Here is a 12,472-nt window from a genome sequence, read left to right as displayed (position 1 = left end):
ATGCCGGTGGTCGAGGAAAACGGGGCGGGGTCGGATGATCCCGCCGATGCGATCCGCTATCGCCTCGACCAGCAGCGCATCCTGGCCGAGTTCGGCGGCATCGCGCTGCGCAGCCGCGACATCGACGAGATCGTGCGGGCGGCGGTCGAGCTGGCCGCGCGCGGCATGCGGACGCGGCTTGCCAAGTTCCTGCATCACGACGACCAGGGCGGCACGCTGATCGTCCGTGCCGGCATCGGCTGGGATGACGGCGTGGTGGGCCAGGCGGAGATGGGCGACGACCTCGCCTCGCCCGCCGGCTTCGCCTTCCGCACCGGCGAGGCGGTGATCTCCAACCATCTGGGCGACGAGAAGCGCTTCCGCACGCCGGGCTTCATGGCCGACCACGGCGTCAAGCGCGCGATCAACGTGCTGGTCGAGGCGAACGGCCGCCGCTTCGGCGTGCTGGAGGTCGACAGCCGCAAGGACGGCCGGTTCGAGGAGGACGACCTTGCCTTCATGCAGGGCTTCGCCAACCTGATCGGCGTCGCGATCGAGCGGCTGGAGGCCGAAGCCTCGCTGCGCGCCGCGATTGAGCATCAGGAATTGCTGACGCGCGAGGCATCGCACCGGGTCAAGAACAGCCTGGCGATGGTGTCCGCCATGCTCAACCTGCAGATGCGCGAGGATGACGACCCGCGCGTGCAGCGGATGCTGGGCGATGCCCAGGCGCGGATCGTCGCCATCGGCCAGGCGCACGACCAATTGTGGCAGGGCGACCGGGTCGGCGTCGTCGCGCTCGACCGGCTGCTGTGCGGCATCGTCGAGCAGTTGAAGGAACAGGCCCCCGACCACGCCATCGATTGCGAGATCGAACCGCTGGTCGTCAGCGGCGACACCGCGATCCCGCTGGGGCTGTTGCTGACCGAACTGGTCACCAACGCGATCAAATATGCCTATGGCGAAGGCGGTGGCGCGGTCAGGATCGAAACCCGCTGCGCAGATGGGCAGCTGTCGCTGGAGGTCGTCGACCGGGGACAGGGGCTACCGGCGGGCTTCGATCCGGCGGCAGCGCGCCCGACCAGCCTGGGGATGCGGATGGTATCCAGTCTGGCGCGGCAGTTGGGCGGCACGCTCAATTTCGAGGATGCCGGGCCGGGGACGCATGTGTCGTTCGTGATGCCGTTGCCCGAGGCGGTGTAGGCAGCAGCCCCACGCGCCATCCCCGTTTGCTTCGAGCAGGTTCGAGCCTGTCGAGAACCGACCGTCGAGAAGGCATCTCCTCGCTCCCCACCGTTCGTCCTGAGTAGCCATTGAGCGAAGTCGAAAGGGCGTATCGAAGGACCGCTTGGGGTAGATGCTTCGATACGGGTCTTCGACTTCGCTCAGCCCCTACTCAGCACGAACGGTTTCTTGGGGGAGAGCTGGATCACACCAGCTTGACGAACACCCCGGTATCGCGCCGTTCCACCTCGAACGCCTTCACCTTTTCGATCAGGTCCGACAGCCGCTTGAACCCATAGTTCCGCGTGTCGAAGCTCGACCGGTTGGCCGCGCGCTGGCCGACTTCGGACAGGCTGGCAAAGCCGCGCTTGTCGACCTTCGATGCGTCATAGGCATCCGACAGCAGCTTCACGAGCGCGGCGTCGACCTTCTGGCTCTTGCGTGCCGGGGTGGGGTCGGGCCTGGTCGCCGGGGTCGTGGCGGGGGTAGGGGTGCCACTGATCGCCGGGGGCAGCGGCATGTTCGCCACATCCTCGACGTCCAGCGACGCGACATCGATGAACCGGGTGCAGCTCTCGCGGAACCCCTCTGGCGTGCGGTCGGTGCCGAAGCCGTAGACCGGTACCCCTTCCTGCCGGATGCGCTGCGCCAGCGGCATGAAGTCGCTGTCTGACGACATGATGCCAAAGCCGGTGATGCGTCCGCGCAGAAGCAGGTCCATCGCGTCGATGGTCATGCGCATGTCGGTCGCGTTCTTGCCCTTGGTGATGTCGAACTGCTGGAACGGTTCGATGCCGTGGCGCATCAGCAGCGCCTTCCAGCTCTTCAGCCCCGGCTTTTCCCAATTGCCATAGGCGCGGCGGACGTTGACCGTGCCGAATTCGGCCAGCACCGTCAGTACGGAATCGAGATAGGCGGCGCCGGCATTGTCGGCATCGATCAGCAACGCGACGTTGCCGGTGGGAGCATTATGGGTGGCCATGGCGCCGGTCTATCGCACGCGATCCCGGCTGGCGACCGAAACCGTCCGCCGCGAAGCCCGATCGTTATTCGATCGCGTCGTCATAGCCCGCCAGCGCGGCGATCACCGCCGGGTCGCCGGCATGGCGCTGGCGCAGCGCGCGGAGGGCGGCGTCGGTGCCGGTGCAGGTCCGCTCCATGCCATAGCGCAGCGCCGCGGCGCGCGCCGGGCCGGTGGGCTCTTCGCCGCGCAGCTGGTCGCATTCGTCCCGCTTCAGGCGAAAGGCGATCACATCGACGGGAAGGCCGGGCGTCGGGGTGGGGGACGGTGCCTCCGGCGGATGGATCGTGCGGACCTCGATCCGAATCGACGGCTCGTCCGCCGGTGCATCGCCGCACCCCGACAGCAGCATCATGCCCAGCATCGCAGCGTTCAACCGCATGGCCTTCCCCCGAACCGTCACGGATAGGTGATCGCCATCACCTCATATTCCTTCGCCCCCGCCGGTAGCACGACGGTACGCACATCGCCGACCGCGCTCCCGCGGAGCGCGCGGGCCATCGGCGAGTTCCAGCCGATGCGACCCGCGCCGGCATCCGCCTCGTCATCGCCGACCAGTTCGAGGATGCGGGGGTTATCGTCTTCGTCGGCGATGGTGACGGTCGCGCCGAACCATGCCCGGCCACGCTCGGTCTGGGTGGTGGGGTCGACCACCCGCGCCGCCTTCATCCGCTTGGCAAGGAAGCCCAGCCGCCGGTCGATCTCGCGCAGGCGCTTGCGACCATAGATATAGTCGCCATTTTCCGACCGGTCGCCATTGCCGGCGGCCCAGGCGATGACATCGACCAGCTTCGGGCGCTCGCTCCCCAGCAGCTGGTCATATTCGGCCTTCAACACGGCATAGCCCGCGGGCGTGATGTAGTTCGGACGCGGCTCGGTCATCCCGGTCGGTTCTTCCCCAGATACCAGCTAAGGTTGTTGGGCCCGCGCGACCGCGCCTTGTCGGTGTGGATCAGGTCATAGACGACCGCGTTTTCCAGCACGCGCTGCACATAGCCGCGCGTTTCGCTGTACGGGATCTTCTCGACCCAATCGACCACGTCGACGCCCGGCGTACGCGGGTCGCCATTGGCGCGCAGCCATTTGTTCACATTACCCGGCCCCGCATTATACGCCGCGACCGCCAGCGGGTAGCTGCCGCCGTAATAGTCGAGCATTCGCTGGATGAAGCTCGACCCCAGCGCCATGTTGTACGACGGGTCGTTGAGCGAGGTCGGGCTGTACGACAGCCCCAGCTTGGTGGCGGTTTCCTTCGCCGTGCCGGGCATCAGCTGCATCAGCCCGCGCGCGCCGGTGCGGCTGACGGCGGTGCGGTCGAACTGGCTCTCCTGCCGTGCGATGGCGTGGATCAGCGTGAACTGGTCGCGCTGCGCCCCGCTGACCGGGACCGAGGGATAGCCCGCCAGCGTATAGTCGCTATGCCCGTTCACCAGCGCGCTGCGCCCGACCATGACGCTCAGGTCGGGGCGGTCGATCGCCTGCGCCAGCTCGACCGCCAGCGCATGGTCGGTGTCGCTGCGTGCATCCTCGGCGATCTTGCGGACGAACAGCCCCTGATCGGCGTACTGGCCGGTACGGCCGAGATAACGCGTCGCCTTTACCACGTCGCTGTTCATGTACGCCGCGCGCACCGCTGGCGGGATCGCGGCCGGATCGGCGGTGTTGCTCGGTGCGCGCAGCGGCCGGCCGATCCGCTCGCTGGCCAGCTGCCCGTAATAGAGGTCGCCCAGATCGGCGGCCTGCGCATACCAGCGATCGGCGGTCGGCCGGTCGCCCGCCACCTCCGCTGCGCGACCGGCCCAGTAATAGCCCTTGGTCCTGACCGTCGGCGTGCGCGATCCGCTGGCATAGCGGGCGAACATGCCCGTCGCGTCAGACGGCCGGTTCAGCTTTTGCAGCGCCAAGGTACCCGCCAGCCAGGCGAGGCTGGTATATTCGTCGCGCTCGCCATAGCTGGCATCGGCGATGACCGTTCCGGCGGGGAAGGCGTCGTCGATCTGCGATGCGATGCGATAGGCTAGGTCGAACTGGCTGTCCGCCTGCGCGCCTTTCGCATTGGTCAGCAGCACCTCCAGCCATTCCTCGACATCGCCCGGTGTCCGCGACAGCCGACGCGGTTGGGCAAGGTAGGATCGCGCCGCCACCGACTGCCCGGTCGCGCGCAACCAGCTGGCGCGGTCGGCGATATAGCCCGGATCGGCACGATCGACGCCGGGCTGCTCGCCGCGCACGCTGGCATCGGCCGCGCTGGTGCGAAAGGCGATGCGCGCGTCGAAGGTCGGACGCATCGCTGCCGAGACATAGCCGGCCTGCCGGCTGGCGGCGCTGGTCGCGCCCTGCCACAACAGCCGGTCCATCCGCGCGTCGTGATCCTGTGGCGTTAGCGCAGAGGCGAACCGGCCGAGCAGCTTCGCTTCGTCATTGGTCCTGAGCGCACCCCGGCGCCATGCCGCGCGTGCCGCCTCCTGCGCCTCGGCCATCCGCCCGGTTGCTGCCAGTGCTTCGGCCATGCGCAGCCGTCCGGCGGCGGTCATCGGTGGATATCGGTCGAAGAATCGCAAGGTTGTCGGCGGGTCCTGCGCGCCATCGGCCAGCACCGTCTCCGCCGCCGCGCGCCGACTGGTTTCCCCCGGAAAACCCGGATGCGCCAGCAGGAACCGGGCATAGTCGGTGAACGGGTAATTGTCGGATTGCTGCAACCGTTTCCAGTCGGCCAGCACCGGCTGGATCGGGTCATAGGCAGGGGCGGTCACCGCCGGCCTTGGTCCGTCAAGGACGAAGGGGCGGGGCGGGGTTGCCGCCTGAACGACCGGAGCGGGCTGGGCAGCGGTCTGGACCGGCGCGGCGGGGTGGAACATCCCGGCGGCCATGGCGGCGCTCGCGACGCCGGTGAGCAGGAACGCGCTCTTGAACACGGTGGTCAGCATACTGGACATGATATGGAAGGCCGCCCTATCTGTCGCCACCTTTTCGGCTCAAATCCCTGTCTGTGGAGCGCGTTTTCCATGTTTTCCGGCTCGATTCCCGCGCTCGTCACCCCGTTTGCCGACGGTCGGTTCGACGAAGCATCGTTCCGCGCCCTGGTCGACTGGCAGATCGAGAGCGGGTCGAGCGCGCTCGTCCCCTGCGGCACCACCGGCGAAGCCGCGACGATGACGATCGAGGAGCATGATCATGTCGTGCGCGTCTGCGTCGATCAGGCGAAGGGCCGGGTGCCGGTGATCGCAGGCTGCGGATCGAACGACACCGCCGTCGCGCTGCACCACATCCATGCGGCGAAAGCAGCGGGCGCCGCCGCCGCGCTGCTGGTGCCGCCCTATTATAACCGCCCCAACCAGGAGGGCGTGTTCCGCCATTTCGAGGTGCTGGCCCGTGACGGCGGGCTGCCGATCATGCTCTATAACGTGCCCGGCCGCACCATCACCGACATCAACGTCGAAACGGTCGAGCGCATCGTGAATGGGTTCCCGCAAGTCGTCGTCGGAATCAAGGACGCGACCGGACAGATGGCGCGTGTCGCCGAACATCGCCTGCGGTGCGGCACCCGCTTTGCCCAGTTGTCGGGCAATGACGACATGGCGCTGGCGTTCAACGCGATGGGCGGGGTCGGCGCGATCTCGGTCACCGCCAATGTCGCGCCGGCGCTGTGCGCGGAATTCCAGGACGCATGCACCGCCGGCGACTTCGCGCGGGCGCTCACGATCCAGGACCGGCTGTACCCGCTCCACGCCGCGCTGTTCAGCGATGCGTCGCCGGGACCGGTCAAATATGCGCTGGGCCGCGTCCGTCCGGGCTTCCCGACCGACCTGCGCCTGCCGATGACCCCCGCGTCCGACGCATCGCGCGCGGCGGTCGATGCCGCGCTTGCCCATGCCGGGTTGGTGCGCTGATCCGGGGCCATCCCATTGCCGCGGCGGCGGCACCCGCGTAACACGTGATGCATATGCCAAACGGACATCTCTCGATCCAGACCATTACGGGGGCGGAGATTGCCGCACATGACTGGGCGGCGCATCCGCTGGGGCCGATCGAAGGCTGGCCGGTATCGTTGCGGTCGCTGCTGGCGATGATGCTGTCCTGCCCCACGCCGATGTTCCTGGCGTGGGGACCGGAGCTCCACTGCTTCTACAACGACGCCTATCGCCCGCTGCTGGGCGTGCGGCTGCCGGGGTCGCTGGGCGAGCGGTTCGATATCGTGTGGTCGAACATCTGGGACGAACTGGTGCCGCTGGTCGACAAGACCATTGCCGGCGGCAATATCGTGGCGACCGACATGAAGCTCGACCTTGCGCGCACCGGCGAACCGGAGGACAGCTGGTGGAGCTTCACCTATTCCCCCGCCTTCGATGATGCCGGAAAGATCGCCGGGCTGCTGTGCGTGACCGGCGAGACGACCGCGCGGGTCGTCGCGGAGCGGGAGCGGGCGGCGGCGGACGAACGGCTGCAACTGGCGCTGTCGGCCGGGCGCAACATCGGCGCGTGGGACTGGGACGTGCAGGCCGATATCGTGCGCGCCGATACCCGCTTCGCGCTGCTGTACGGCGTCGATCCGCAGACGGCGGAGGAGGGGGCACCGATCGGTCGCTTCTTCGAGGGTATCCATCCCGACGATCTGGTCGAGGCCCAGCGTGCGGTCGAACGCGCGATGGACCCGGATGGCAACGGCACCTTCATCGCCGAATATCGGGTGGTCGGCCATGACGGCGGGTTCCGCTGGGTATCGGCGCAGGGCCGATGCACTTTTGACGACGCCGGTCGCCCGCTGCGCTTTCCCGGCGTCAGCTACGACATCGACGATCGCAAGCGGGCCGAGCTGGCGGCGCTGTCGGCCAAGGCCGAGCGGGAGTTCGTGCTGTCGCTGAGCGCGCGGCAACGCGCCGCGACCGACCCGGATGCGATCATGCGCTTCACTGCCCGGTCGCTTGGCGAATGGCTGCGGGTGTCGCGCGTGGCGTTCGCCCGGATCGCCGCCAATCGCGTGCGCTACATGGGCGGATGGAACGACGGGGTGCTTCCGCCGCTGATCGGCGAACATTCGCTGGACCGCTTCGGGCGGGACAATACGGCGCTGCTGCGTGCCGGGCGCACGGTCGTGTCCGACGATTTCGCGATCGATCCGGCCTTTGCCGAGAGCGACGCGTCCTCCTATTCCGCCCTGTCCGGCCTGTGCGTGCCGCTGCGCCATGACGGGCGGCTGGAGGGGTTGCTGATCGTCGGCCATTGCAGTTCGCGCCACTGGCTGCCGGGCGAGATCGCGTTGCTGCAGGAAGTGGCGGAGATCAGCTGGGTCACCGTCCAGCGCGCTGACGCGCTGCTCCGGCTGGAGGCGAAGGTCGGGCGGCAGGATGCGCAGCTCGAACGCGTCGCCACCGAACTGCACAACGCCGCCAGCGCCCGCGCCGCTGCCGAAACGCAGGTGCGCCAGTTGCAGAAGATGGAGGCGGTCGGGCAGCTGACCGGCGGCATCGCGCATGATTTCAACAACATGTTGGCGGTGGTCATCGGCGGGCTCGACATGATCGAGCGTCGCATCGCCGCCGGGCGCGGCGATGTCGGCCGCTATGTCGAGGCGGCGAAGGACGGCGCGACCCGTGCCGCCGCGCTGACGCAGCGGCTGCTCGCCTTTTCGCGCCAGTCACCGCTGTCGCCCGAACCGGTCGAGGGCAATCGCCTGATCGCCGACCTGACCGAGCTGCTGACCCGGACCTTGGGCGAACCCATCGCGGTCGAAACGGTGCTGAGCGCCGGGCTGTGGCGCGCCGAGGCCGACCGGGGGCAGCTGGAAAACGCGATCGTCAACCTCGCGGTCAACGCCCGCGACGCGATGGCCGATGGCGGCAAGCTGACCATCGAGACCGCCAACGCCCATGTCGGTGACGATTATGCGCGGGAGGCCGACATGGCCGCCGGGCAATATGTGATGATCGCCGTCACCGACACCGGCACCGGCATGGCGCCCGAGGTGTTGGCCAAGGCGTTCGAACCGTTCTTCACCACCAAACCGGTCGGGCGCGGCACCGGGCTGGGGCTGAGCCAGGTGTTCGGCTTCGTCCGCCAGTCGCGCGGCCATGTCCGCATCTATTCCGAACCCGGCGTCGGCACGACCGTGCGCCTGTACCTGCCACGCTTCTACGGCGAGCAGCCGACGCCTACGCCGCGGGCGACGATGCTGCCGGTGCGGCGTGGCGATCCGGGTGAGACGGTACTGGTGGTCGAGGACGAATCGCGCGTCCGCAGCTTCTCGGTCGAGGTGCTGCGCGACCTCGGCTACGCGGTCCTCCACGCGTCGAACGGGCCGGAGGCGCTGGCGCTGCTCGAACAAGGGGTGCGGGTGACGCTGTTGTTCACCGACGTCGTGATGCCCGGCATGACCGGGCGCGAGCTGGCCGACCGGGCGCTGGCGATGCGGCCGGGCCTCCGGGTGCTCTACACGACCGGCTATACCCGCAACGCGGTGGTGCATAACGGCGTGCTCGATCCGGGCACGCGGCTGTTGCCGAAACCGTTCGGCGTGGACGAACTGGCAAGGAAGGTCCGCGAGGCGCTCGACGCGTAATGAAGGTCCTCCCCGCTGCGCGGGGAGGGGGACCGCCGCGAAGCGGTGGTGGAGGGGGGCTTCCCCAATCGGAACGACAGCGTTTGCGGACCGCCCCCTCCACCAGCTGCGCTGGTCCCCCTCCCCGTGCCGGGGAGGATTTCGCGCGCCCGCTTCCCCTTGGCCGCCCGACACCCTATGTCCCGCGCATGAGCCGTCCGCGCCCCCAATTGTTCGACAAGAAGAAAACCGTCGCCGAAAACCGCCGTGCGCGGTTCGATTATGAAATCGACACGGTGTACGAGGCTGGCATCGCGCTGACCGGGACCGAGGTGAAGGCGCTGCGCTTCGGCGAAGGGTCGATCGCCGAAAGCTATGCCGACGTCCGCGACGGGCAGGTGTGGCTGATCAATTCGAACGTCCCCGAATTCAGCCACGGCAACCGGTTCAACCACGAACCGCGCCGCCCGCGTAAACTGCTGCTTCACGAACGTGAGATAAACAAGATGCACGGTGCGGTGGCGCGCGACGGCATGACGCTGATCGCGCTCTCCGTGTATTTCAACGGCAAGGGGCGGGCGAAGGTCGAACTGGCATTGGCCAAGGGACGCAAGACCCACGACAAGCGCGAGCATATCAAGGAACGGGACTGGAAGCGTGAACAGGGAAGGTTGCTCCGCGACCGTGGCTGACCCGCGAGGCGACGACGACCGGCGGCTGGGCGCGCGCGCGCTGCGCTGGATTCGCGCCAATCTGCCGACGCGCGAATCGATGGAGGCGAACCGCTTCCTCCGCCCCGTCGCGCACCGCGTTCTTGCGCCTGAATTGTGGCGCTTCACCCGCCGCTCGGTCCCGCGTGGCGTGGCGCTGGGCATGTTTACCGGCATCCTGATCCCGCTCGGCCAGATTCCGGCGTCCGCCGTCCTCGCGCTGCCGCTGCGCGCGAACGTCCCGGCGGCGGCGCTCACCACCTTCTTCACCAACCCGATCACGACGCCGTTGCTGTTCATCCTGTACTACAAGGTCGGGGCATGGCTGCTCCACATCGACCGCGTGGTGCCGGGCGATCCGATCGGCGACGCGGTCGCCACGCCGCCGGGCTGGCTCGAATGGCTGGTGGCGGAGGTCGGGCCGGCGACGGCGCTCGGCATGGTCGTGTGTTCGGTGATCGGCGCGGTGCTGGGCTATGCCATTGCGGCGCTCGGCTGGCGGTGGTGGATCGGCGCCAAGTGGAAGCGGCGCGGGCACGGCAAATTCAACGCAGGTTCGACAGATTCCGTTCGTCCTGAGTAGCCGCTGAGCCTGTCGATACGGGTCTTCGACTGCGCTTAGGCCCTACTCAGCACGAACGGTTTTTCTTCTGACCATCTCCCCGCCGTTTGCTTCGAGCGGAAGTTCGAGCCTGTCGAGAAGGGGGCGCCCCAAGCGCCCCGTTCTCGACGGACGCTTCTCGACAGGCTCGAACCTGCTCGAACCGAACGGGAGAGGACGTGCAGCAAACCAGATATTGACGATCGATAAGCCGGGGTGCAGCATTGCGGTATCACCCGATACGAAGAGGCTTATTCGATGCGGCGTAGTTTCGTCCTCACCACCCTGCTTGCGGCGTCGGCCCTGTCGGCCTGCACCACCGCGCCGACCGGCCCGGTCGAAACCGCCGCCACCACGCCGGCGCCGACACCCGAGGCAGCAGCGCCCAAGCCCGAGATCGGCGATTTCGGCTTCGATGTCGCGGGCATGGACCGTAGCGTGAAGCCGGGCGATAATTTCTACAAATACGCCAACGGCAACTGGGAAAAGATCACGCCGATCCCGGCCGACAAGTCGAACTATGGCATGTTCACCGCGCTCGACGACCTGTCGAAGACGCGCACCCGCGAACTGCTCGACGCGGCGAAGGGCGATCCCAATTCGAAGATCGGCGTCGCCTATGCGACCTATCTCGACCAGGCGGCGATCGAGTCGAAGGGTCTGGCCCCGATCCAGCCGTGGCTGACCGAGATCAAGGGCCTGTCGTCGAAGGCGGGCTATGCCGCGCTGGCGGCCAAGGCGGCGCAGTCGGGCGTCGGCGGGCCGTTCGGAGCCTATGTCGGCCCGGATGACAAGCAGCCGACCGTCTATGCACTGCAGACGTCGCAAGGTGGCCTGGGCATGCCCGACCGCGACTATTATCTGTCGACCGACGCGAAGCTGGTCGAACAGCGCAAGGCGTATGAGGCGCATCTCGCCAAGATGCTGACGCTGGCCGGCGAACCCAATGCCGCCGCCCGCGCCGCCGCGATCGTCGCGTTCGAAACCCAGATCGCCAAGGCGCACTGGACGCGGATCGAAAGCCGCGATGCGAACAAGACCTATAACAAGATGGCCGTCGCCGAGCTGCAGCGCCGTGCGCCGGGTTTCGACTTCGCGACCTATTTCCGGGGTTTGGGCGCCAACACCACCGACGTGATCGTCGCGCAGCCGACCGCGTTCACCGGCATGGCCAAGGTTATCGGCGCCGCGCCGCTCGGCGTGCTGAAGGATCAGATGCTGGTACGCTCGCTCGACAATTTCTCCAGCGTGCTGCCCAAGGCGTTCGATGCCGAGAATTTCGCCTTCTACGGCACCGTCCTGTCGGGCACGCCGCAGCAGGAGGAACGCTGGAAGCGCGCGGTCGATTTCACCTCGGACGCGGTCGCCGATGACGTCAGCAAGGCCTATGTCGCCAAATATTTCCCGCCCGCGACCAAGGCGGCGGCGGACGAACTGGTCCGCAACGTAACGCAAGCGATGGGCCGCCGGATCGACAATCTCGACTGGATGGCACCGGAGACCAAGGCGAAGGCACGCGCCAAGCTCGCCGCGTTCACGCCCAAGATCGGCTATCCGGATCAGTGGCGCGACATGAGCGACCTGACCATCACGCCGGGCGATGCGTACGGCAACATGGTCCGCGCGAACCAGTGGCAGCAGCGCTACAACGTGCAGCATCTGGGCAAGCCGATCCAGAAGTGGGAATGGTTCATGACCCCCATGACCGTGAACGCGTATGCGAACCCGGTGATGAACGAGATCGTGTTCCCCGCCGCGATCCTGCAGCCGCCCTTCTTCGACCCGAACGCCGATCCGGCGGTCAATTACGGCGCGATCGGCGCGGTGATCGGGCACGAGATCAGCCACCATTTCGACGATCAGGGCCGCAAGTACGACGTCAACGGCAGCCTTACCGACTGGTGGACGGCCGAGGACGTGAAGCGCTTCGAGGAACGCACCGCCGCCCTCGTCAAGCAGTATGACGCCTATGAGCCGCTGCCCGGCCTGCACGTGAAGGGCGAACTGACGCTCGGCGAAAACATCGCCGATCTGGCGGGTCTGACCGCCGCATGGGACGCCTACACCCATGCCTATCCGAACGATCAGAAGGTGATCGACGGCTTCGGCCCCGAACAGCGCTTCTATCTCGGCTGGGCGCAGGTGTGGCGGCGCAGCTACCGCGAGGCGAATCTGCGCCAGCGGCTGCTGACCGACCCGCACAGCCCGTCCGAACAGCGTGCCTGGGTCGTGCGCAACCTCGACCCGTGGTATTCGGGCTACAAGCCGGCGATGGGCGAATATCTGTTCCTGCCGCCCGAAAAGCGCGTGCGCATCTGGTAAGGGGGTTTCGGTTTTTCCCTTCACATCGTGTTTCGGCATCGGCCGGGGTACGGTGTGTGGGAAGCGAACTGCCCTAAACC

10 protein-coding genes are annotated in these 12,472 nt (G+C 67.4%); 6 read left to right on the top strand and 4 right to left on the bottom strand.

The annotated features are described in order from the left end of the window. Entirely contained in the window at nt 1-1,182 is a 1,182-nt protein-coding gene (locus ASE58_RS03050; RefSeq protein WP_055817735.1) for a sensor histidine kinase, read from the top strand. Between the two features lie 226 nt (nt 1,183-1,408). Here the strand turns inward: ASE58_RS03050 and ASE58_RS03045 are convergent, their stop codons facing one another. The 4 genes from ASE58_RS03045 to ASE58_RS03030 all read right to left on the bottom strand — a co-directional run bounded on the left by ASE58_RS03045 (nt 1,409) and on the right by ASE58_RS03030 (nt 5,151). Then, nucleotides 1,409-2,185: an NYN domain-containing protein gene (locus tag ASE58_RS03045; RefSeq protein WP_055817733.1), complete on the bottom strand. Its 777-nt coding sequence runs from the start codon at nt 2,183-2,185 to the stop codon at nt 1,409-1,411. Nucleotides 2,186-2,249: 64 nt separating this feature from the next. Beyond that, the gene (locus tag ASE58_RS03040) at nt 2,250-2,606 is read right to left on the bottom strand and encodes a hypothetical protein (RefSeq protein ID WP_055817731.1); all 357 of its coding nucleotides are present in this window, start codon (nt 2,604-2,606) and stop codon (nt 2,250-2,252) included. 17 nt (nt 2,607-2,623) lie between these two features. Further along, nucleotides 2,624-3,106, bottom strand: coding sequence for a transcription elongation factor GreB (gene greB, locus ASE58_RS03035; RefSeq protein WP_055817730.1), 483 nt, complete (start codon nt 3,104-3,106; stop codon nt 2,624-2,626). Further along, a complete protein-coding gene (locus ASE58_RS03030) occupies nt 3,103-5,151 on the bottom strand; it encodes a lytic transglycosylase domain-containing protein (RefSeq protein ID WP_055817728.1) in 2,049 nt (682 codons plus the stop codon). The genes greB and ASE58_RS03030 overlap by 4 nt, the downstream gene beginning before the upstream one ends. A gap of 78 nt (nt 5,152-5,229) precedes the next feature. Here ASE58_RS03030 and dapA point away from each other — a divergent pair, with 78 nt between their 5' ends. The 5 genes from dapA to ASE58_RS03005 all read left to right on the top strand — a co-directional run bounded on the left by dapA (nt 5,230) and on the right by ASE58_RS03005 (nt 12,392). After that, on the top strand, nt 5,230-6,114 hold the full coding sequence (gene dapA, locus ASE58_RS03025) for a 4-hydroxy-tetrahydrodipicolinate synthase (RefSeq protein ID WP_055817726.1): 885 nt from the start codon (nt 5,230-5,232) through the stop codon (nt 6,112-6,114). Nucleotides 6,115-6,167: 53 nt separating this feature from the next. Then, nucleotides 6,168-8,780 carry a GAF domain-containing hybrid sensor histidine kinase/response regulator gene (locus ASE58_RS03020; protein WP_162233498.1) on the top strand — a complete coding sequence of 871 codons (2,613 nt, stop codon included), beginning with the start codon at nt 6,168-6,170 and terminating at the stop codon, nt 8,778-8,780. Between the two features lie 188 nt (nt 8,781-8,968). Continuing rightward, on the top strand, nt 8,969-9,451 hold the full coding sequence (smpB, locus tag ASE58_RS03015; protein ID WP_055759935.1) for an SsrA-binding protein SmpB: 483 nt from the start codon (nt 8,969-8,971) through the stop codon (nt 9,449-9,451). Beyond that, complete coding sequence (locus ASE58_RS03010) at nt 9,444-10,052, top strand: DUF2062 domain-containing protein (RefSeq protein WP_443024631.1); 609 nt, start codon at nt 9,444-9,446, stop codon at nt 10,050-10,052. The genes smpB and ASE58_RS03010 overlap by 8 nt, the downstream gene beginning before the upstream one ends. A 276-nt stretch (nt 10,053-10,328) precedes the next feature. Beyond that, the gene (locus tag ASE58_RS03005) at nt 10,329-12,392 is read left to right on the top strand and encodes a M13 family metallopeptidase (RefSeq protein ID WP_055817722.1); all 2,064 of its coding nucleotides are present in this window, start codon (nt 10,329-10,331) and stop codon (nt 12,390-12,392) included. Nucleotides 12,393-12,472 lie beyond the last annotated feature (80 nt).

Origin of the sequence: Sphingomonas sp. Leaf9, from assembly GCF_001421355.1 — a bacterium.
Lineage (GTDB): Bacteria > Pseudomonadota > Alphaproteobacteria > Sphingomonadales > Sphingomonadaceae > Sphingomonas.
Note: the sequence above shows the minus strand (reverse complement) of the source record. Positions and strands in the feature narration are given on the sequence as shown.